General features: G+C 70.2%; 13 protein-coding genes. 4 read left to right on the top strand and 9 right to left on the bottom strand.

The window, feature by feature from the left end; genetic code table 11:
* The 4 genes from JHN45_RS34505 to JHN45_RS34490 all read right to left on the bottom strand — a co-directional run.
* Positions 1-1,850 (bottom strand): MMPL family transporter (locus JHN45_RS34505; protein WP_201053083.1); only part of this gene is annotated, 1,850 nt, incomplete at its 3' end.
* A 147-nt stretch (positions 1,851-1,997) separates the two neighbouring features.
* A complete protein-coding gene (locus JHN45_RS53415) occupies positions 1,998-2,564 on the bottom strand; it encodes a hypothetical protein (protein ID WP_234467496.1) in 567 nt (188 codons plus the stop codon).
* Positions 2,565-2,836: 272 nt separating this feature from the next.
* Positions 2,837-3,718 carry an acetylglutamate kinase gene (argB, locus tag JHN45_RS34495; protein WP_201053081.1) on the bottom strand — a complete coding sequence of 294 codons (882 nt, stop codon included), beginning with the start codon at positions 3,716-3,718 and terminating at the stop codon, positions 2,837-2,839.
* Positions 3,715-4,005, bottom strand: coding sequence for a hypothetical protein (locus tag JHN45_RS34490; protein ID WP_201053079.1), 291 nt, complete (start codon positions 4,003-4,005; stop codon positions 3,715-3,717). Before JHN45_RS34490 ends, argB begins: the two co-directional genes overlap by 4 nt.
* A 325-nt stretch (positions 4,006-4,330) precedes the next feature.
* Here JHN45_RS34490 and JHN45_RS34485 point away from each other — a divergent pair, with 325 nt between their 5' ends.
* Positions 4,331-4,975, top strand: coding sequence for an FMN-binding negative transcriptional regulator (locus tag JHN45_RS34485; protein WP_201053077.1), 645 nt, complete (start codon positions 4,331-4,333; stop codon positions 4,973-4,975).
* 120 nt (positions 4,976-5,095) lie between these two features.
* On the opposite strand, the gene JHN45_RS34480 is transcribed toward JHN45_RS34485, so the two are convergent.
* The 5 genes from JHN45_RS34480 to JHN45_RS34460 all read right to left on the bottom strand — a co-directional run bounded on the left by JHN45_RS34480 (position 5,096) and on the right by JHN45_RS34460 (position 11,583).
* A complete protein-coding gene (locus tag JHN45_RS34480) occupies positions 5,096-5,797 on the bottom strand; it encodes an LmbU family transcriptional regulator (protein WP_201053074.1) in 702 nt (233 codons plus the stop codon).
* Positions 5,798-6,410: 613 nt separating this feature from the next.
* A complete protein-coding gene (locus tag JHN45_RS34475; RefSeq protein ID WP_201053067.1) occupies positions 6,411-6,962 on the bottom strand; it encodes a hypothetical protein in 552 nt (183 codons plus the stop codon).
* Between the two features lie 98 nt (positions 6,963-7,060).
* Entirely contained in the window at positions 7,061-9,985 is a 2,925-nt protein-coding gene (locus JHN45_RS34470; RefSeq protein WP_201053065.1) for an amino acid adenylation domain-containing protein, read from the bottom strand.
* A gap of 53 nt (positions 9,986-10,038) precedes the next feature.
* Positions 10,039-10,863: an SDR family oxidoreductase gene (locus JHN45_RS34465; RefSeq protein ID WP_201053063.1), complete on the bottom strand. Its 825-nt coding sequence runs from the start codon at positions 10,861-10,863 to the stop codon at positions 10,039-10,041.
* A 21-nt stretch (positions 10,864-10,884) separates the two neighbouring features.
* Positions 10,885-11,583 carry a thioesterase II family protein gene (locus JHN45_RS34460; RefSeq protein ID WP_201053061.1) on the bottom strand — a complete coding sequence of 233 codons (699 nt, stop codon included), beginning with the start codon at positions 11,581-11,583 and terminating at the stop codon, positions 10,885-10,887.
* Between the two features lie 360 nt (positions 11,584-11,943).
* On the opposite strand from JHN45_RS34460, the gene JHN45_RS34455 reads away from it, so the two are divergent.
* The 3 genes from JHN45_RS34455 (at position 11,944) to JHN45_RS34445 (ending at position 22,723) form a co-directional block, all read left to right on the top strand.
* The gene (locus JHN45_RS34455) at positions 11,944-18,057 is read left to right on the top strand and encodes a non-ribosomal peptide synthetase (RefSeq protein WP_201053059.1); all 6,114 of its coding nucleotides are present in this window, start codon (positions 11,944-11,946) and stop codon (positions 18,055-18,057) included.
* Positions 18,058-18,122: 65 nt separating this feature from the next.
* Positions 18,123-18,905: a thioesterase II family protein gene (locus JHN45_RS34450; protein WP_201053057.1), complete on the top strand. Its 783-nt coding sequence runs from the start codon at positions 18,123-18,125 to the stop codon at positions 18,903-18,905.
* Entirely contained in the window at positions 18,902-22,723 is a 3,822-nt protein-coding gene (locus JHN45_RS34445; RefSeq protein WP_201053055.1) for an SDR family NAD(P)-dependent oxidoreductase, read from the top strand. The genes JHN45_RS34450 and JHN45_RS34445 overlap by 4 nt, the downstream gene beginning before the upstream one ends.
* Positions 22,724-22,782: the final 59 nt, after the last annotated feature.

The raw sequence follows: 22,782 nt of genomic DNA, 5'->3' as shown, positions 1-22,782 counted from the left end.
ACCTCGTAGTCCATGGCGAGACCGAAGACCACGCCGATCATGAAGATCGGCATCGTGCTCATCACCGGCCCCGGTTGGTCGACGCCGAAGACGTCGGCCAGCCAGCCCCATTGGAAGACCGCCACGACAGCGCCGAGGGCGGCTCCCACGGAGAGCAGGAAGCCCAGGGCTGCCTTGAGCGGTACGAGGATCGACCGGAGGACCAGGGTCAGAAGCAGGAACGCCAGGCCGACGACCAGGCCGAGGTAGGGGAACAGCGCCTCGTCGAGAGTCTTGGAGAAGTCGATGAACATCGCTGTCTGACCCGCCACCAGGACTCGGGTGCCGGAGTCGGCCTGGATGCCCTTCGCCGTGTCACGCAGCGACTTGACCAGGTCTTCCGTCTTCGGGTCGGTCGGTCCGGTGGAGGGCATGATGGTGAGGATCGCGGTGTCCCCGGCCTTGTTGCTTTCGGCGGGGCTCACGGAGACGACGCCGCTCTCCTTGCCGAGCCGCTTGCCCACTCTGTCGGCGGCGGCCGTGACGTTCTTGGCCTCGACCGTGACCATCAGCGGTCCGTTGTAGCCCGACCCGAAGGACGCGGACACCATGTCGTACGCCTTGCGCTGGGTGGTTCCGGACGCCATGGTCCCCTCGGACGGCAGTCCGAGTTCCAGGCTCGCGGCGGGTACGGCGATGGCGCCGAGACTCACCACACCGAGCAGCAGAACGGCGACGGGGTGGCGCAGGACCAGCCTCGCCCAGCGGGTGCCCAGGTTCGGTTTCTGCCGGGCGGCCCGCTTCTGGGCCTTGCGCTGCCGGCGGGCCGAGAGCGGCTTGCCGTACTGGCGTGCGCGGTCCCTGCGGCGCAGGACCCTGACGGGTGCGAAGCCGAGCAGCGCGGGAACGAGCGTGATCGCGATGAGAACGGCGACGGTCACCGTGCCGGCGCCCGCCAGGCCCATCTTGGTGAGCATGGGGATGTTGACGACGGCGAGACCCGCGAGCGCGACCACGACCGTGAGGCCCGCGAAGACGACGGCGGAGCCCGCTGTGCCGACCGCTCGCCCCGCGGCCTCCTGAGGTTCCCTGCCCTCGGCGATCTCGGCGCGGTAGCGGGAGAGGATGAACAGCGCGTAGTCGATGCCGACCGCGAGGCCGAGCATCAGCGCCAGGGTCGAGGTCGTGGAGGACAGACCGAGCCGGCTGCCCAGCGCGACGATGCCGCAGATACCGATGCCGACGCCCATGACGGCGGTGAGCAGCGGCATTCCGGCGGCCAGCAGCGAACCGAAGGTGATGAGCAGCACGACGGCGGCGACGGCGATGCCGATGACCTCACCGGAGCCCATCGACTCGGACGGCGGAACGGCGTCGCCGCCCATCTCGACCGTGAGACCGGAGGCGCGGGCGTCCACCACCGCCTTGGTCAGAGCGTCGTGCGCCTCCTGGCTCACCCGGGTGGCGCCGACCTCGTAGGCGACGGATACGAACCCGGTGGTGCCGTCCTCGCTGACGGCCCGGCCCTTGAACGGGTCGACGACGCTCACGACTTCCGGGGCCCGGTCCAGGTCGGCTACCAGGGCGTCGACCTTCCGCTTCTCGCCGGGGGCGGAGAGCTTTGTGCCGACGGGCGCGCGTACGACCACCCGGGCCTTGGCGCCGTCCGCGCTCAGGGTCGGGAACTTCTCCTTGAGCAGGTCGTACGCCTTCTGCGTCTCGGTGCCCGGCATCGTGAACGTGTCGGCGGGAAGCGGCGGTGCCGCGGCCGCGGCGTAGATCGCGCCGATGAAGATCAGCACCCACAGCAGTGCCGTCGTGGCCCTGCGCCGGAAGGCGAGGCGACCGAGTTTGTAGAGGAGGGTAGCCACAGCGAAGAAGCTCCTATCGGATTCGCCGGTGAACGGTGGGGTCGGGGATCGTGGTGATGACACAGGCCCTGGGGAGGGACGGAACCGTGGGCCGGCGGTGCGTCGTAGAGGCGGCCACGCGTGGCCTTCCTTCGTCGGCGGGTCCCGTCAGCGGGTTCCGTCGGCGGGCTGGGACCGGCCGGTGCAGGCGAGGAAGACGTTGTCGAGATCGGGGGTGTGCACGGTGAGGGCCTCGGCCTCGATCGACGCGTCGTCCAGGACGTCCAGAACGGCCCGGAGGGCGGGGATGCCGCCGTCGGTGGGGATGTACACGGCGAGTGCGGCGTCGTCGCTCGTCATGGGGTCGAAAGCGGCGGCGGCCGATTCGAAGCCGCGCACATCGGCGAACTGAAGCCGGATGTGTCCGCCGGGAGTTGCGTGCCCCGGCGCCTTGGCGGTGCTGTCGCCGTTTCTCCCGCGCACGGGCCGGGCCGTCGGCAGTGTCACCACGAACTCGGGGGCGAGTCCGTCGAGTTGCAGTACGACCGAGCCCGGTGCCAGATCGCGGCTGACCTGGCCCATGGCCTCGGACAGCGCGTTGAGCAGGGCCAACCGGGTCGCCGACTCCAGCGGTGCCGTGAGCCGGTCGGCCAGGGCGCGGGTTTCGTCGCCGCCGACGTGGGCGACGGCCACGAGCTCATGTCGGAGGTAGTCGACGTACGGCGTGAGATCCATGACGCCATCATGGCACATTTATGGCGCCATCTATCGGTCGTTCGTGATGGCGTGGGCAGCTTGACCGAAACACCCCCGCTCCCCATGGTGTGCGGCAGTGTGGTCGAGCGTCCGGCGGCGGCTCTCGTTGTCGTATCTGGCCTGTGGTGATGAACGGACTCGGGGGCGGTGGACATGCCTCGGTGCTGATTGTCCGGAAGGTGCGGCCCGGCGGGCGGGTGGCGTCAATGTCAATCGTGTGGCGCCAACGGCGGCGCCATTCGGAGGGGTGTCTAGGCGTGGCCCCGATGATCCCCGTCGGGAACGACCGTTGTGCCGGACCGCTCGGCGGTGAGCATCGCGGTGAGAACCGAGTGCCGTACCCGTCCGTCGAGCACCCGTGCCCGGGCGACTCCGTTGCGGACGGCGTGCAGACAGGCCGTCATCTTCGGCACCATTCCGTGGGTCAACTCCGGCAGCAGCTTCTCGAGTTCGCCGGCCGTGAGGTGGCCGATCACCTCGTCGCTGTGCGGCCAGTCCGCGTAGAGGCCCTGGACGTCGGTGAGCAGCAGCAGTTCCCGGGCTCCCAGCGCGGCGGCCAGTGCGGCCGCCGCCGTGTCGGCGTTCACGTTGTAGACGTGGCCGTCGTCGGCGCTGCGGGCGACCGGGGAGACCACCGGAATGCGGCCGCAGGCGAGCAGCGCCTCGACGACTGTGGTGTCCACTTCGCGGATTTCGCCGACTCTCCCGATGTCCAGTGGTGCGCCGTCGACCACCGGCAGATGCTTGACCGCGGTGATGGTGTCCGCGTCCTCGCCCGTCATGCCGACCGCGTACGGACCGTGCCGGTTGATCAGCCCGACCAGTTCGCGCTGCACCCGGCCGGCGAGCACCATCCGCACCACATCCATCGCGCGAGGAGTGGTGACTCTCAGACCTGACCTGAACTCTGTCGTCAGCCCGTGCCGTTCGAGCTCCGCGCTGATCTGCGGGCCACCGCCGTGCACGACCACCGGGCTGAGCCCGGCGTCGCGCAGCCGCACGACATCGTCGGCGAACGACGCCTTCAGCTCCTGGTCGGCCATGGCGTTTCCGCCCAGTTTGACAATGACTGTGACGCTCTGTCCGTCAGTGGTCAGGATGTCGGTGTAGGTGTGGTTCTGATGCGTGGTCATGCGGAGGCCGCCCCGGAGGGGAACGCTGGGGCGGTGTCGTTGGTGGGCAGGGTGACCGGCACGGTGGCGCCATCGGAGTCGGGCAGGTCGGCCCTCGAGGCGCCATCCGTGACCACATGTCCGTGTCCCGTCGAGGGTGCCGTCTTCGGCCGGTCGGAGGTGACGGCACGGGCTGTTGCCCCGCTCGGTTCGCCGTCCGTCACCGGTGCCGGATCCGGGCCGTCCGCGGCCTTGATCCCGGCGGCGATGCCCGCCGCCGAGAACCCCTGTGCTGCCGTGACGCTCATGGTGCGACTCCTCCGGTGAAAAGGCCACAGTTGCTCGGAGCGCCCCTTGTGTGCGACTGAAATGCCGGGGCGCGGACGGTGAACAGGACACCGCTCGCCCAATTGCCGAACAGCCCGGCATGCGGTGATTCACTTACCGTTCGGGGAAATTCAGTATTGCGCGGAACGGCGTCGGTCAGCCATCCCGGAAGCGGTCGCTGTCCCGCCGACAGGACAGCGGTGCGGCAGTATCCCCGGATATTTACTTTGCCGCTCGACGAGCTGGTAGCGTGCCTCGCCTGAAGCCATGCCTGACGTGTCTTATTGCCGAAAGGACAAGTTTCGGATGTTCGTTCCCAGTCAGTACAGCGAACCGGACGGTTCGTGGATGGTCGATTTGCTTCGCAGCAATCCACTGGCATTGATGGTGAGCAACGGGGCCGCCTCCGCCGCTCCGTTTGCCACGCACCTTCCCGTCATCCCCGACCCTGATAGGACCGGCGAATGGTCGGCCGACCTGTCGGGCGCCGTATTGCTGGGACATATGAACAGAGCCAATCCCCACTGGCGGGCCCTGGGAGACGGCGGCATTTCCCTGCTGTCGTTCACCGGTCCGCACGCCTATGTCTCGCCGACGGTGTACGAGGTGACGCCGGCCGCACCGACCTGGAACTTCACGTCGGTGCATGTAAGGGGTGTGGTGGAGAAAATCGATTCCACGGAGGAGACGCTGGAAGTGGTCCAGTCCACTGTGCGGGCTTTCGAGGCGGATTTCGGTGCCGCCTGGGACATGACCGAATCGCTCGACTACTTCCGCAAGATCGTGCCGGCCGTCGGGGCGTTCCGGCTCACGGTGTCGGGGGCCGAGGGCATGTTCAAGCTCAGCCAGGAGCAGGAGCCGGAGGTCCGCGACCGTGTGCAGCGGGAGTTCAGCCGGCGGGAGTGCGGCCGGCACCGTGAGACGGCCGCGTTCATGAGGCGGCTGCCGTGATCGTCGGAGCCACGGCGAGGGCCCGCACTCCGTCCGGAGTGCGGGCCCTCGCCCTCATGTCGTCCTGCGCTCGTCGGGCGGTGGAGCGGACGGCCCCAGGCCCTGTCGGGACCCGTCGGATCAGACGGTGATGGCTCTGTCCGTTCCGCCGGAGCCCGTTCGCTGTTCCTCCAGAGCCTGTTCCGCCGCGTTGTCGAGCGTGGCGAGCACCCACTGGTCGAAGTCGGTGCCTGACTGCTCCGCGGCCTTGTGCCACCACTGAAGGCGATTTCCGGGTACTGCCAGCTGCTGGGTGGGTTCGATCTGCTGTCCGTGCTGCCTCTCGTCCGCACGGGCCATTCGGATGGCATTGCGCAGCTGCTTGGTCGTCCATGTCATCTGTTCGGCCCGGTCGAGCCACATGTCCTGTTCGTCGACCGACAGAGAGGCGAGTTCCGCGTGGTGTTGGAAGGTGAGTGCGACGCGACGTCGGTGTAACTCGAAGCGCCGTGAGACCCATGCGTAGTTCCGCAGCGTTTGGTACTGCAGACCGGCCGCGCGGATTCCGCGCTGATACCGGTCGGTGTAGTGATCCTTCCCGTAGACCAGCCAGTCACCGAGCCACCAGGACGAGGAGCTGACTATTCCCGAGAGCTGACGCCCGGCCCGTTCCCAGTCGTCGAACGTCAGGCCGACAGGAATCCGAAGCCCCACATTGGTCGTGAGTACCTGACCGCAAGGCTCGTCGATACCGGCTCTTCGCCGTCGTGGCACGCTGTCCGGATTTCTGCGGAACAACACAGCCGTGGATTCCTCGAGCTCAGCAGCCTGATTCGTCATCATGCCTCCTTGTGCGTATACGTCCATGGGGGGAGGGACATATCGGCCCGCTCTCGAGCAGGACCATATGCATAGGGGTCCGACAGCGCGACTGTATTCGGCGCAGCCTTGATCACCTTTGTGCGCGGTGATAAGGAGCCGACGGTGCAATCGTCGCCGGACGGTCCAACGACGGCGCTGTTCCGGTCGTTCGCCGAATCCGGCGTGCCGGTTTCCAGTCAGTTGCTGTCCGAGGGCCGCGGATGCGGGGAACCGCTCGCATCCGCCCTACGGGAGTCAGGTCGGCGTCTGTGAGAATGCGTCCTGCATCCAGTCGCCCCGTACGCATCGACCACAAGTCCCCCTAGACATGAAGTTGCCGGCGCATGTGCCTGTCGGCATCGAGGGGATCCCGAGGGATCCGCTCCAAAGGTCATGCCAAGTAGAACCCAGAACGGGCTGAAGATTCAAGAACGAAGCGAATCTGTCTGCGAAATTGAAAATTCAAAGGGCGTGGCACTCCAGTTTCGCCGATTGCCCTTATAGGAAGATTATATTCCGCTTGTTGCACCCGAGAAATGAACTTGCGGCACAGCTCGGTTTCTGGCCAGAGGGAGTAAATATTCGGCCAGCGGAATCAGCGCACCCAGCCGCTGAGACTCTGGCCGCCCTGCGGGGTGCGCCGTTCGGGCCGGCGGCCCGTCTGCTCCTCCTGGCTCAGCATGGCGGAGGACATCCGGACCAGCCAGGCGTTGACCGACAGCCCCTCACGGCCCGCGGCTTCCTCGATCCGGGCCTTCAGGTGCTCGGGAGGACGGAAGTTGATACGAGCCATGGCGCCTTCCTTGGCGCCATACTCGGGCGTTGGCGGGGTCGGCGCGGACGGGGCTGCGCCATGGCGCGAGGGGGCGAAGTCGTCCTCGGGGCCTGCCGAGCCGTATCCGGCCGGTGGCGGTGTGACGACGAAAGCGGGGTCCAGTCCGCGCAGCCGGATCTCGACAGCGCCCGGCGCCAGTTCGCGGGTGATCTCGTCCGCGGCGGCCGACAGGGCGTCGAGCAGGACCAGCCGGACGGCGGACGACAGTGGCGCGACGAGGCGTTCGGCGAGTTCGCGTGACTGCACATCACCGGCCTCGGCGGCGGTCAACAGTTCCTGTCGCAGATTGTCGACATACCGCATGAGTTCCATGGCGTCATCCTCACGCTGACGTGGCGCGAGGTGCAAGCCCGTCCACGATCATGACCGCCGGGTCCCGCGGTCACTGCTGCGAGCGGTGTTCCGTCCCCTTACGGCATGACGCTGCCGCGTGCGCCTTCGACGAGTCCGATGAACTGGTCGGCGGTCGAGTTGGCGTAGAAGTCGCGGAGCGTGACCCGGGGCAGTCCTCGCTCGCGCATCGTGGTGAGGACATGCACCACGAGCAGGGAATTGCCGCCGAGTTCGAAGAAGTTGTCGCTCCTGGCCACCGCGGTCTTCAGGATCTTTTCCCAGATCTCCAGAATCTCCCGGCCGAGGCCGTCGTCGGGCGGTGTCGCGTCCGGTACCAGTGTCCGTTCCTCGACGTGGGGCCGGTGGTCGGCCGTTGCTGCCCGAGCGGGTGGCGGGAGACGTGTCACGTCCGGCTTGCCGTTTGCGGTGAGCGGAACGGCGGGGATCTCGGTGAGCGTCGACGGAACCATGTAGTCGGGCAGGATGCGGCGGGCGTTGTCGAGGATCTGCCGGATGTCGGTGTTCCGCGCGCGGTTCCTGTCGAGCACGACGTAGGCGTCGATCCGCCTGCTCGCGGAGTCGTGGGGGGAGTCCTGGCCGACGACGACGGCGGCGGCGCTCACGGCCGGGTCGCCGGCCAGGACGGACCGGATCTCGTCCAGTTCGATGCGGTGTCCGCGGATCTTGACCTGGTTGTCGAGCCTGCCGAGGTGGTCGAGCAGGCCGTCGGGTCGCAGTCGTCCCTTGTCCCCGCTGCGGTAGAGGCGTTCACCGGTGGCTTCGTCGACGACGAACCGCTGCGCGGTCAGCTCCGGCCGGCCCAGATAGCCGTCCGCCACACCGGCACCGCCGACGTGGATCTCCCCGGCCGCACCCGGAGGAAGGACGCGGCCCCTGGTGTCCCGTACGGACAGGGACCAGCCCGGGAGTGCGCGGCCGACCGACCGGGACCCGGCGACGAGATCGGCCGGCGTGACCGTCTTCGCGGTGACATGGACGGTGGTCTCCGTGATGCCGAACATGTTCACGACGCGGCACCAGGAGGGGGAGTGCCGTGCGAACCACGGGGCGAGCACCTGTACGTCGAGCGGCTCGCCGCCGAACACCAGCAGCCGCACCGACAGTTCGTCCTTCGCGGACCGGTCCGCGCGGACGAGCTGGGCGAATGCGGACGGGGTCTGGTTGAGCACGGTGACCCGCTGTTCGGCCAGCAGCCGATGGAACTCGTCGGTGTCCCGTGCCGTCCAGTAGGAGACGACGACGAGCCGGCCGCCCGTGAGCAGACAGCCCCAGATCTCCCACACCGAGAAATCGAAGGCGCTCGAATGGAAGAGGGTCCACACGTCGTCGGGGCCGAGTGCGAAGTCCGCGGCGGTGGCCTCCAGCAGCGCGGTCACATTGCGATGGGGGACGACCACGCCCTTGGGCCGGCCGGTGGATCCCGAGGTGTAGATCACGTAGGCGGCGTCGGCGGGGCTTCCGTGCCGTCCGGCGGCCGTGGCGTGGGCGGGGTCGCGGGCCTCGCCCAGCTCGTCGGGGCCGACGACCCGTACATCCGGAATCTCGGGGAAGTGTGCGGAATCGCCGATGACAAGGGCGAGTTGTGCGTCGTCGACGATGTACGTCAGCCGGTCCGCCGGGTATCCGAAGTCCATCGGCACGTAGGCGCAGCCCGCCTTCAGGATGCCCAGGAGGGCGACGACGAGGGTGGCACCGCGGTCCAGGCAGACGCCCACCCTGGTCGCGGGGGCGATGCCGAGGCCGCGCAGTCCTGCCGCGACCGCGTCGGCCCGCTCGTCGAGCTGACGATAGGTCAGCTCTCCGCCCTCGTCCACGAGGGCCACCGCGTCCGGGAAGCGGCGGGCCACGTCCTCGAACCGCCGGTCGATCCGTCCGGTCGCACCGAGCCGGCGGCCGGCACCGCCCAGGCGCAGCACCTCCGCCGTGGTCTCCGGGCTCATGAGCGGCAGGGCCGACAGGGCGGATTCGCCCGGTTCCGTCGCGAGCCGGGCCGCCAGCCGCTCGACGGACGCGCAGAACGACTCGGCCACGTGCGGCGAGATCGTGCCCTCGTCGAACCAGGCCGACGCCTCGACCCTGCCGTCGGCCCGTTGCGCGCAGTGCAGGGTGAGAGGGAAGAGCGGCGCCAGCGCGGGCAGGTACGTGTGGTCGTCCGCGTCGGACACGACGAGGCCCACCGCGGGCAGTTCCGGCCCCGCGGCGGCGGGCGAGGTGTGATCCAGTTGTGCGAGAAGGCGGGCGGGTCCCTGCTCTTCGTCGATCTCCCCGACGCGCAGAACCCTGACGTCCTGGCCGCCGGACCCGGGGTCGAGGTACCCGACCTCGACGGTTCCCTCCCCCTGGTACCTGGCCGTGGCCAGCGCGACGGCACCCAGCAGCAGCTTCCCGCTCACCGCGGCAGGCGGCAGGACGAGCGGGCGGCCGCTGACGACGGCACGGCGGTCCGGGTCCCCGAGCCCCCAGTCGACCGGCGCCCACGGCACGGCGGGCGCTGCCGTCGCCCCGGTGACCGGGAGGGGCGCGTCGTCCTCGCCGTGGTCGGTGCCGGACAGCGCTGTGGCGGCCAGCCGGGCGAGGACGGTGCGTGCGACCCGTCGACGGTCGGCGACGAGTACGAGATGCGCGGTGCCGTCGCTGTACCGCACCAGGACGGCCCGCAGGGGGAACGAGTCGTCGCGGACCGGCCGGAGCGCCTCCGTACGCAGCCGTCTGCGGGCTGCCGGGGTGTTCCGCGGCGTCGGTACGGCGGTCTCCCAGAGCCTCGACGTCCGCAGACCGGCACACCGTCGACCCGCTTCGTCCAGCCGTCGGCGAACGGCCGCCGGGTCGACCGGAGCCGGCAGCGGCACGATCAGGGCGTGGCAGTCGCGTCCTCGGTCCGGCAGGCGTTGCCGGGACGGCAGCACAGGGTGTCCTCGGTCGGTTGCCGGCGCGGTGCGGGGATCGATCTCGGCAGCCGCGTTCTCGGTACGTGTCGCCATGGTCCGGTCTCCTGCCGGTGTCGGAGCGGTCTCAGGCCCCTGCGTTCCCGGGCTCACCTGCTGGTGAACCCTCCGTCGACGGTGATCACACTGCCGGTGACCTGCCGGGAGTCGTCACCGGCCAGCCAGGTCGCGGCGCCCGCGATGTCGGAGGACTCGACGAGCGCGTTCATCGGCTGGTCCCGGAGGAAGATGTCCTCGTACTCCCCGGCCGGGACATCGAGCGCACGCGCGATCTCCGCCAGCATGCGGCCCTCGACCAGTGGGTTGTCCCGCACCGAGCCGGGGCACAGCGCGTTGACCCGGACCCGGTGCGGTGCGTAGTCCAGGGCCGCGGCCTTCGTCAGACCGATGAGGCCGTGCTTGGCGGTGACGTATCCGCTGAAGTTGCGGTAGCCGACCAGACCGGCCGTGGACGACACATTGATGATGCTGCCGGACTTCTGCCCGACCATCGCCGGTGCCACGGCCTTGATCATTCTCCAGGCGCCGGAGAGGTCGACGTCCAGCATGAGCGACCAGTCGGGCTCGCTGATCTCGTGGAGCACCACACCCGAGGGCGCCGCGATGCCGGCGTTGTTGACGAGCACGTCGATGGTGTGGAACCGGGCCAGCGCTTCGCGCACCGCGGCCTCGACCTGTGCCTCGTCGCGTACGTCGACCGCGGCCACGGCGACGGCGCTGCCGCGCTGCTCACACAGTTCCGCCGTGTGGTCCAACTGGCTCCGGCTGCCGAGCGGATACCCGATACCGTCGAGATCGCCCGCGATGTCCAGGAGCGCCAGGTCGGCGCCTTCGTCCGCGAACCGGACGGCGCACTCCCGGCCGAGACCGCGGGCCGCTCCTGTGATCACGACGGTCTTGCCTTCCAGGGACATGCCCATGGCTTCCAGCCCCGTTCAGCTTCCGGAGACGACGCGCAGCAGCGCTTCGGCCGATTCGGACACGTACATGTGCCCGCCCGGCAGTTCGACGTAGGTGAATTCGGCCTTCGTGATCTCGCGCCACTGTCGTGCGTGCTCGCCGGAGACCAGGGCGTCGTCACTGCCGCGCAGTGAGGTGACGGGAACGGCCAGGGGCTCGTTCGTGGACGGCTTGTAGTTCTCGTGCATGGCCACATCCGCGCGGAGCACGGGCAGCAGCAGTTCCCGCAGATCCGGGTTGTCAAACGCCGCGTGCCGATATCCGGCGAACTCCTGTACGCGTTCGACGAATTCGTCGTCGTTCAGACCCGTCGCCCTGGAGTCGCGTCCGCTCCGCGGTCCGGGTGATCCGCTGACGTAGAGATGCGCGAGACCCGGGTGACCGAGCCGCTGGAGTTCCCATGCGATCTCGTAGCAGAGCACGGCGCCCAGACTGTGGCCGAAGAGCCCGAAGTCCGGGAATTCCGCGGTGAGTTCGGCGATCTGCGGTGCGAGTCGCTCGGCGGCTTCCGTCGCGTCGGTGAAAGGCTCTTCCAGGAACAGTTCCTCGCGTCCCGGCAGTTGCACCGGAAGCACCGTGACGCCTGTGGGCGGCACTTCCTTCCAGGCGCGGTAGAAACCCGCTCCGCTCCCGGCAAAAGGCAAGCAGACCAGTGGAAATGGCTTTGACGGCATGGCTTCCTCGTTCTTTCTCCAGCTACTCACTACCGGATGCGGGGCAGGGGAAAGGGACGGAGTCGCGAGCGGGCCGTGGCCCTGCCTGGCACACCGTAAAGGCATCTCTGTGTCCTGTCGACGGGACATCGACGCACTGCGGACCGGGAGTTGACCGCATCGCGAGTGCTTGACCCGAGGAGCACCCGCGTATGAAGGTGTGGGAAGTCCTGGAGGCGGGCCGACGGTCCTTATGAATTCATACTCAGGAACTTCTGGTCGGTTCTGCGTGCCCCGGAATTGATGTGGTCCGCGGTATTGCGATGTGAACTTATTCTCCGAATCCACTGTTCGCGTGGGGTGATGGTTGTGCACGATCCGATGGAGAAGTACCGATCGCTGCCGGCGGTCGGCGATACGGTCGTGCAGCTCCCCGACGCGGGGATTCCCGAACTGTTCGAGCGCCAGGCCGCGATGACACCGGACGCGGTCGCGGTGGTGTCCGGCGACGCCTCGATGACCTATGGGGAACTGGACGCCGGGGCGAGCGGGGTGGCGCGGGAGCTGCTCCGGCGCGGAGTGGGCCCCGAGTCGGTCGTGGCGGTCGCGTTCCCGCGGTCGCCGGAGTTGCTGGTGGCACTGCTGGGCGTGCTGAAGGCGGGCGCCGCGTACCTGCCGACGGATCCCGACTACCCGGCCGAGCGCGTCGGGTTCATGTGGGGTGACGCCCGGCCGGTGCTGCTCCTGACCACGGCGGGTACGGCCGTCGACCTGCCCGACTCCTGCCCCCGCCTGACGCTGGAGGATCTGGCGCCGGCGGACCCGGCACCGGGCGGTCGCCCGCCGTACGGCGGTCCCGCGGTGCACGCCGACCAGCTCGCGTATGTGATCTACACGTCCGGATCGACCGGGACTCCCAAGGGAATCGGGGTGACCCACCGGGACGTGGTGGCCCTGGCGGCCGACCGGCGATGGTGCGGCGGCGCTCATGAACGGGTGCTGCTGCACTCGCCGTTGGCCTTCGACGCCTCGGTCTACGAGATCTGGGTGCCGCTGCTGAACGGCGGCCGGGTCGTCGTGGACCCGGCCGGGGACCTGACGCCCGGCGGGCTGTCGAGGCTGGTCGCCGACCACGGCATCACCGCGGTCTTCCTGACCACCGCGCTGTTCAATCTCCTGGTCGACGAGGACGTGCGGTGCCTGGCCGGGCTCCGCGAAGTGTGGACCGGCGGCGAGCGCGTCTCGCCTGCGGCCTTCCGGCAAGCGGTGGACGCCTGCCCCCGTACGACCTTCGTGCATGTCTACGGGCCGACCGAGACGACCGTGTTCGCCGTGTGCCGTCCGATGGACCCCGCCCGCCCGGTCGGAGGGGACGTCCCGATCGGGCGCCCCATGGACCACACCCGCACCTATGTCCTCGACGGGTCGCTGCGGCGGGTGCCGCCGGGCGCGGCCGGTGAGCTGTATGTGGCCGGCGCGGGAGTGGCGCGGGGTTATCTGAACCGGTCGGCGCTGACCGCGGAGCGATTCGTCGCGTGTCCGTACGGGACGGCCGGCGAGCGGATGTACCGCACCGGCGACGTCGTACTGACGACCCCGGACGGCGAGCTGGTCTTCCAGGGACGCGCCGACGCGCAGGTGAAGGTGCGCGGTTTCCGGATCGAGCCCGGCGAGATCGAATCGGTTCTGCTGGCGCATCCGGACGTGGCGCAGGCGGTGGTGACAGCCCGTGAGGACCGTGGCGCGGGCGCGGGCAAACAGCTGGTGGGCTATGTGGTCCCGGCCGGTGCGGGAGACGGCGGGGCCGCCCTCGACTCCGCCTCCCTGGTGGGGGAGTTACGGGCGTTCGTGGCCGAGCGCCTGCCGGAGTTCATGATGCCCGCGGCCCTGGTGGTGCTGGAGCAGCTGCCGCTGACGCCGAACGGGAAGCTGGACCGGACGGCACTGCCCGCGCCGGAGTTCACCGCCATGACCTACCGGGCACCCCGCAGCGCCGGTGAAGAGACCCTGGCGGGGATCTTCGCCGAGGTGCTGGGCCTCGACCGGGTCGGGATCGACGACGACTTCTTCACCATCGGCGGCGACAGCATCCGGTCGATCCAGGTGGTGACGCGGGCCCGGGCACACGGCGTGTCGGTCAGCGCGGGGGAGATCTTCCGGCACCGGACCGTGACCGGTCTCGCCGAAGCCGCGGCCGCGAACGCGCGGGACGGCGGGAGCCCGGTGCTGGCCGAACTCGACGGCGGAGGCGTGGGGCCGATGCCGCTGATGCCGGTGGCGAAGTGGATCGAGGAACTCGGGCCGGGGTTCGACCGGCTGTCGCAGGCGATGGTCCTCGAACTGCCCGCGGGCATCGACCGGGGCGGGCTGGCCGCGACGGTGACCGCGGTGCTCGACCGGCACGATCTGCTGCGCGCCCGGCTGATACCCGACGGGCTGCTGGTCGACCCGCCGGGCTCGGTGGACGCGGACCGGCTGATCCGCGACGTCACGTGTGACGGGCAGTGGTCCGGGGAGCCCTGGCGGCACCTGCTGGTGGGCGAACTCGACGAGGCCGCAGGGCGGTTGGACCCCGCAGCGGGTGTGGTGGCGCAGTTCGTACGGTTCGAGCCGCCGTCCGGCCCCGGCCGGCTGCTGGTGGTTCTCCATCACCTGGTGATCGACGGAGTGTCGTGGCGGATCCTGATGCCCGACTTCGCCGCGGCCTGGAAACGGATCCGGGCGGGTGAGGCACCGGAGCCGGCCGGGACCCTGACCTCGGCGCGGCGCTGGGCGCACGCCCTGGTGGACGACGCGGCGGGCGCCGCGCGGGTGGCGGAACTTCCGCTGTGGAGGTCGACCGTCGACGGCCCGGACCCGCTCCTGGGGTCACGGCGGCTGGACCCCGCGGTGGATGTGCGCTCCACGGTGGAGAAGGTACGGGTGCTGCTGCCGGTGCCGGTGACCGAAGCGCTGCTGACCGCGGTGCCGACGGTGTTCCACGGCGGGGTCAACGACGGTCTGCTGACCGGTCTCGCGCTGGCGGTCGGGCAGTGGCGCCGCACCAGGGGAGTCGACGAGCCTTCGACGCTGCTCACCTTGGAAGGACACGGCCGGGAGGAGGACGCGGTGCCGGGCGCGGACCTGTCCCGCACCGTGGGCTGGTTCACCAGCGTGTTCCCGGTGCGTCTGGACCTGGCCGGCATCGACCTCGACGAGGCGTTCGCGGGAGGTCCGGCCGCGGGAGCCGCGCTCAAGGCGGTGAAGGAACAGCTGCTGGCCGTTCCCGGCAGAGGCATCGGGTACGGGTTGCTGAGATACCTGAACCGGGAGACGGCCGAGGTGCTCCGGGCGTACCCGATGGGACAGATCGGGTTCAACTACCTGGGACGGTTCTCCGCCGCGGACATGCCCGAGGAACTGCGCGGGCTCGGCTGGACGGGGACCGCGGAGCTGGCCGAGTTCACCGAACTGGCCGAGCTCGACGCGGGCCACGACGCGGCCATGCCCGCTCTCTCCGAGGTCGACATCAACGCGACCGTGACCGACACCGCGGCGGGACCCCGGCTCGGCGCGGTGTTCGGTGCCCCGACGGGCGTGCTGTCTCCCGCCGAGGTACGGGAACTCGCCGATCTGTGGTGTGCCGCGCTGCGCGGGCTGGCCCGGTACGCCGCCGAGCCGGGCGCGGGCGGGCTGACGCCCTCCGACGTGCCGCTGGTCTCCGTGGGGCAGCGTGAGATCGAGGCGTGGGAGAAGGTGTATCCGGCGCTGGTCGACGTATGGCCGCTGACCGCACTGCAGTCGGGCCTGTTGCACCACTCGATGCTGGCGGGCGCGGACGCGGACACGTACCAGGTGCAGCTGGTGTTCGGCTTCGAGGGAGCGGTCGACGCCTCGCGGATGCGGGCCGCCGCACAGGCCCTGCTCGACCGGTACGCGAGCCTGCGCACCGCGTACGTACCCGACAGCGCCGGGGACTTCGTGCAGTTGGTCGTCGAGGGCGTCACGCTGCCGTGGCGGGAGGTCCGGGTGGCGGCCGAGGCGTACGAGGAGTTCCTGGCCGAGGAACGGAGCGTGCCGTTCGACACGGCCGCGCCCCCGCTGCTGCGGACGACCCTCGTCCGTATCGGCGCGGAACGCACGGAACTCGTCCTCACCGCCCACCACGTCCTCTTCGACGGTTGGTCGGAACCGATCCTCCTCCATGACCTGCTGTGTCTGTACGCCTCCGACGGCTCCGCACCGGCGGACCCGCCCTCCTTCAAGGACTTCCTCGCCTGGCTCGCCGGCCGGGACCAGGAGCAGTCGGTACGGGCCTACGCGAGAGCACTCGAAGGGGTCACCGGGCCGACGCTGCTCGCACCGGCCGACCTCGCCACGGGCGCCGCGGGTTTCGGCGAACTGGATGTCGACCTGACGGCGGCCGAGGCGCAGATGCTCGCCCGCCGTGCCGCCGACCTGGGCACTACGCTCAACAGCGTCGTGCAGGCGGCGTGGGCGGTTCTGCTCGCCGAGCTCACCGGCGGCTCGGACGTCGTGTTCGGGGCGACGGTGTCCGGCCGTCCGCCCACCTTGGCAGGGGTTGACTCGAACGTCGGCCTCTTCATCAACACACTTCCCGTGCACGTGAGTTGTGCGCCGTGGAAGACGCTCGCCCGGGTCGCGGCCGACGTACAGTCCGCGCAGGCCGCCCTCCTGGACCACCACGACTGCGGTCTGGCAGACCTGCACGAGGCGACCGGGCTCGGCGTGCTCTTCGACACCCTTGTCGCCTTCCAGTCCTATCCGTTCGACAACACCTCGATCGCCGAGGCGAGTTCGGCGGCCGGCCTCGGTGTCCCCTCGTTCCGTTCCATCGGGGGGTCGCACTATCCGCTCGTCGTGATGGCGGAGCAGGACCCGCATCTGCGACTGCGCCTGCAGTACAGGCACAGCGCGTTCGAGCGGGACGCCGCGGGCCGTATCGCGGACAGGTTCCTCCGCGTGCTGCGGGCGTTTCTCGCCGACCCCGCGGGCCGGGTCGGCGCGGTCGACATCAGCACGCCGGACGAACGCAACACCTCGCGCCCCGAGCCGGGTACGCCCGAGGTGTCGGTACCCGAGCTGTTCGTACGGCGGGCGGCCGCGATGCCCGACGCCCCGGCGCTCGTCGTCGACGAGGTCCCCGTCACCTTCCGGGAGCTGAACGCCAGGGCGGACCGCCTCGCGGGCGCGTGCCTCGGGCTCGGCCTCGGACCGGACTCCGTGGTGGCGGTCCGCTGCTCCGACCCGGTGGACCAAGTGGTGGCGCTGCTCGGCGTGTTGAAGGCCGGCGCCTGTTTCCTGCCGATCGACCCCGAGGACCCGCCGCAGTGGTCGGATGCCGTCGTACGCGACGCCGGCCCGCGAGCGGTCGTCGTCGACCAGGAGGCGGCCGGCCCGTCGTGGGGCGTGCCCCGGATCCGGGTCGAGGCGCCCGCCGGGGACTCCGGCGCGGCCGACGGCGGCCCGACCGGTCCGGCGCTGCCCGGGCACCTGGCGTACGTCGACTACGTACCGGACGAATCCGCGCAGCCGTGCGGTACGGCGGTCACGCGCGGCGGTATGGCCGCCCGAGTACCGCGCTTCGAGACGTTCTTCCCGGGCGAGACGTTGGCCGTCGGTCCCGGAACGCGCGCCACGGACCTGCTGCTCGCGCTCTGCGCGGGCCGAACGGTCGAGGTGCGCAAGGAGGCGCCGTCGGCGCACGGCGACGCGCCGGACAGCGATCGGATCCACGTGCTGAGCCCCTCCCTCGCGCCGGCCGCGGCGGAAGCGGTGGGGGAGCTGTACATCACCGGGGACGTCGGCCGCGGCCATCCCGGACGCCCCGGGCTCACCGCCCAGCGGTTCGTCGCCGATCCGTACGGCACGGCGGGATCGCGGATGTACCGGACCGGCGTACTCGGCCCACAAGGTGCCCCGGGCACGCCGGCGGTCGGCTCTCCGGAGGTACGGACCGGTCGGCGCGCGGTGGAATCCGTTCTGCTGGCCCACCCGGGCGTGGCGCGGGCGGCGGTCGTCACCGACGGGCCGGGACTCGTCGGCTACGTCGTCGCCGACGGGCAGGCAGCGGTCGTCGCCGACGAGTTGCGGGCGTTCGTCGCACGGCACCTGCCGGACCGGCTGGTCCCCACGGCCCTGGTGGAAGTGGACCGGCTGCCCATGACGGCGAACGGACGGCTGGACCGAAGGCGCCTGCCCGCGGTCGCGGGCGAACAACACCGGACGGCACGCGGCGAGCGCGAGGTGCTCCTGTCCCGGTTGTTCTCCGACGTGCTCGGCCGGGAGGAGGTCGGAATCGACGACGACTTCTTCGCACTGGGCGGGAATTCACTGCTCGCGACCAGGCTGATCGGCCGCATCCGCAACGAGCTCGGGGTCGAGGTGTCGATCCGGTCCGTATTCCAGTACACGACCATCGCCGAACTGGACGCGCAATGGGACGACATCGCCACAGCGAGCGGTCCCAGACTGCGCAAGACGAGTAGGAAGTAACCCGGAATGCTCACACCCAGCCAGCGAAAAGAACCGCACACCCGATCACGACGAGATGTGCGCTCATGACCGTGCAGAGCAGGGAACTGGTCGCCGAGACCCCGTACATCTGGCGCGCCAGGCAACCGGAGAGCAGCCACCGGCTGATCTGCTTCCCGCACGCCGGCGCGGGCGCGACCGCCTACGCCGACTGGGTACGGCTGCTGCCGCCGGACATGGAACTGGTCGCGGTGCAGCTGCCCGGTCGTCAGAACCGCATCGCCGAGGAGCCGTTCACCGAGGTCGGACCGCTCGTCAACGTGCTCACCCACGCGCTGCGCCCGGTCCTCGGCGGCTCCTTCTCCTTCTTCGGGCACTCCGCCGGAGCCTCCCTCGCGTACGAAGTGACCAAGGCGCTGCGCGCGCAGGGCCGCCCCGGTCCCGCGCGGCTCTTCCTCTCCGCTCAACCGGCCCCGGACGCGACGGGAATCCGGCGGCTGCACGAACTTCCGGAGGAGGAATTCCACGCCGAGGTGCTCGGACTCGGCGGCATCGATCCCGAGATAGCCGAGGACGAGTACGTCATGGACTCCCTGCTGTCCGTACTCCGCGCCGATTTCACCCTGTGGGAACGCCACCGTACGACACCGGATTCACCGCTGGACTGCCCGATCACGGCCCTCGCCGGTGAAGCGGATCCGCGGGCGCCCAAAGACGCGGTCGAAGCGTGGCGCAGGTTCACGAATGCGGAATTCGATGCCCATTACTACCCCGGCGGCCATTTCTACTTCCTTGACGCGGGCGCCGAGATGGTCTCACTCATAGCCAGGCAGTCGGCGGCAGCCGCGGCGAACGGGAGAATCGTATGACGGCCTCCGACACGGTGGGGCAACACCTGCTCGACGACATCACCGCCGCTGCCCAGGAGGTCCCCGGCGTCCACGACGCGGTCGCCGTCGTCCGCAAGGCGGTGCGCGCGGGCACGACGGCCGGTGGGGCGAGGCCGGCTCCGCCCGCGAAGGGCGCTGCGGCCGGGCCCGCACGGACGGAGGACGTGGACAGGCCGGCGGCCGAACTCGACGGCGGTGCCCTGCACATCCCGGACGACGCGCCCGTCACCCTGCAGGGCGCCCTGCGCGCGGCGGCCGAACTGGCACCGGACAAGGGCACGGTCTTCATCACCAAGGGCCACGAAGACGTGCTGCAGACCTATCCCGCGCTGCTGGCCGCGGCCGAGCGCGTGCTGGCAGGGCTTCGTGCCGCCGGTCTGCGCCCCGGTGATGCCGCGCTGTTCCAGTTCGAGGACAACAAGGAGTACCTCACCGCCTTCTGGGCCTGTGTGCTCGGCGGGTTCGTCCCGACACCGGTCGGCGTCGCCACGACGTACCGAACGGCGAACGAGACCAATCGCAAGCTGCACAACGCCTGGAACCTGCTCGGGCGGCCGGTGCTGATCACCGACGACACCACCGCGGGCGCGCTCGCCGGGGTACGGGAGCTCTGGGCCGAGCCGGACGTGCGGATCCTGACCGTCGGCGAACTGGCCGTCCACCCGCGCGACACGGCCTGGTTCGAGGCCACGCCCGAATCCCCGGTGCTGAACCTCCTGACCTCGGGAAGCACCGGTGTGCCCAAGTGCGTGCAGCACACCAACGCGAGCGTCGCGGCCAGGTCACTGGCCGTCGCCGCGCACTGTGGTCTCACCGGCGACGACATCAGCCTCATCTGGATGCCGTTCGACCACGTCACGGTCGCCATGTACAACGTCCGGGACGTGTTCCTGCGCTGCACGCACGTCAACGCCAGGACCGAGCACTCCCTGGGCGACCCCCTGCTCTGGCTCGACTGGGTCCACCGCTACCGCGTGACGAACACCTGGGCACCGAACTTCGCGTTCGCCATGGCCAACGAACGCGCCGAGGAGATCCGCACCCGGCGTTCGTGGGACCTGTCCTGTCTGCGGGAGATCACCAACGCCGGCGAACCGGTCGTCGCGTCGACGAGCCACCGCTTTCTGGAACTGCTGGCGCCGCACGGGCTGCCCGCCGACGCGATGCGTCCGGTGTGGGGCATGTCCGAGACCTGCTCCGGAGTCACCTACGCCCGCCAGCACCTCGACGACCGGACCGCGGGCACCGTCGCCGTCGACCCCTCGTCCCTGAGCGGGGCGATCCGCCACATCGACCCGTCCGACCGGGACGCGGTCGTGCTCTCCTCGGTGGGAAGTCCCCTGCCAGGAGTGCGGATCCGGGTCGTGGACGACAGCGGTTCGGTGGTGCCCGAGGACAGGCTGGGCGAGCTGCTCATCCGCGGCCGCACGATGATGCACGGCTACTTCGCCAACCAGGACGCCAACCGGGACGCGTACGACGCGGACGGCTGGTTCCGCACCGGCGACCTCGCGTTCGTGCACGACGGCGAGGTCGTGATCGCGGGGCGCAAGAAGGACCAGATCGTCGTGCGGGGCATCAACTACATGGCACACGAGATCGAGAGCGTCGTCGAGCGGGTCGACGGAGTGAAGGTCACCTTCTCGGCCGCCGCCGGGGTGCGTGAGCCCGGCGAGGGCTCCGACCGGCTCGTGGTCTTCTTCGTGCCGCTCGCGTGGGACACCGACGCGCTGGCCGGGACCGTCGAGGCGGTGCGGGCCACCCTCGTACGCGAGGTCGGCATCGCACCCGACCTGCTCGTACCGGTCACCGGGGCGGAGTTCCCGAAGACGGGCAGCGGCAAGATCCAACGGGGCGCGCTGGTCGACGAGTTGCGCGCCGGCACGTTCGCCGGACGGGCGGTCGGCGCCCGGCCCGAGCCGGAACGGACGGACACCTGGCTCTTCCGGCGGCAGTGGGCGGAAGTCCCCGAACCCGCCGCGACGACGCGGGACACCGGGGTCCGGCTCGTGTTCGCCGAGGAGGACGACCTGCGGCGCCTGGACATCGACGAGCCGTTTATCGCCGTCCGCCGGGGCGAGGCCTTCACCGAGGAGGCACCGGACCGTTTCCGCGTCCGGCCCGACGACCGCGAGGACCTGCGCCGGCTGCTCGCGGCCGTCACCGCGGCGCACGGTCCGCTCTCGACCGTCGTCCACGCCCTGCCCCTGGCACCCGGCGGCGACCCCCTGCCCCGGCTGACGGCGGCGACCGCGGAACTGACCGCCCTGGTCGGGACGCTCGCCGACGGCGAGTTCGGCCGTCCCCTGGTGCTCGTCCTCACCGCGGGCTCCGTGCATGTGCACGACGGGGACGGCGTCGACCTCGGTACCTGCGCGCTGCCCGCCCTCGTGCGGACCGCCGTCAGCGAGAGCACCTCCCTCGTGATCCGCCAGCTCGACCTGCCCGCCGACACCGGCGCCTGGGCGAAGGCGGTACGCACCGAACTCGCCGACCGCGACCACGCGGGGATCATCGCCGTACGGCAAGGACGGCGCCGGCAGCCGCGGTTGTCCCCCGTCGAGGAGGAACGCGCGGACAACACCGCGGCACCGTCGGTGATCACGGGCGGCCTGTACCTGGTCACCGGCGGGCTCGGCGGCATCGCGCACGAGATCGCCTCGTACCTCGTCGCCGCCCACGGGGTCCGGCTGCTGCTCGTGGGCCGGTCGCCCGCCGACGGCGAGAGAGCCGACCGGCTCGCCGAACTGGCCGCACTCGGCGACGTCGTGTACCAGCAGCTCGATGTCGCCGACGCCGCCGCCCTGGAAGCGGCGGTCGCGTCGGCCGAGACACGCTGGGGGCGTCCGCTCGACGGCGCACTGCATCTCGCGGGAGCGGACCCGACGGACCAGTGGGCCGACCTCGAACGGCACACGATCGGCAACGAGTCGGCGGAGACCTTCGCGGCCCAGTACCGTGCCAAGGTCGCCGGCACGCTCGCCGTCGCGGATGTGCTCGCATCGCGTCCGGACGCCTCGCTCGTGCTTTTCGGTTCCGTCAACGGAGAATTCGGCGGCCATTCCTTCGGCGCCTATTCCGCCGCCAATGCCTTTCTGGTCGGATTCGCCGACCACTGGCACCACGAACGCCATCGCGCGGTGCACTGCCTGGCCTGGAGCATGTGGAGCGGTATCGGAATGAACCGTACGCAGTCGGCCGCACCGGCCCGCAGCCGCGGATTCCGGTCCGTCGAACCGGCCGACGGGCTGCGGCTGTTTCTCGGCGCGATCGAGTCGCCCCATCACTACTTGATCGTCGGCCTGGATCTGGCGAATTCGGCGATCGTCGACGAATTGGTTCCCGAGCGACTGCGGATCAGCGAACTGCTCGTCGCCTACACCGCCGACGGCGTCGGTCCCGCGACCGTACGCGCGGCCATGGCGCCGAGCATACGTGACAGCCCGGTGCCGGTACGCGTCGTTCACGTACCCCATATCCCGAGGGGGACCGGAGGCGGAGTCGACACCGCCCAACTGCTGCTCGACGCCGCATCCGACCGGCCCGGGCGCAGATTCACGGCACCCGCCACCGCACTGGAGCACCGAATCGCCCGCCTGTGGTCCGACTCCCTCAACCGCCCGGAAATCGGCAGGGACGATTCATTCTTCGACCTCGGCGGAAATTCGCTCAGGGCGACGCGTCTGCTGGCACTGGTCGACGAGGCGTTCGCGGTCCGGGTCGCGACACAGGAACTCTACGAGAACCCGACCGTCGCGGGCATGGCGGAGATCGTCGCACGGCACCGGGTGAACTGATTGCTCCGGGCAATGGCCGTGGCCGAGGCGCCCTGCCGGGATCACCGTCCTGTCGACAG

Source organism: Streptomyces sp. MBT53 (assembly GCF_016654115.1).
Classification (GTDB): domain Bacteria; phylum Actinomycetota; class Actinomycetes; order Streptomycetales; family Streptomycetaceae; genus Streptomyces.
This window is presented reverse-complemented; position numbering and strand designations above follow the sequence as displayed.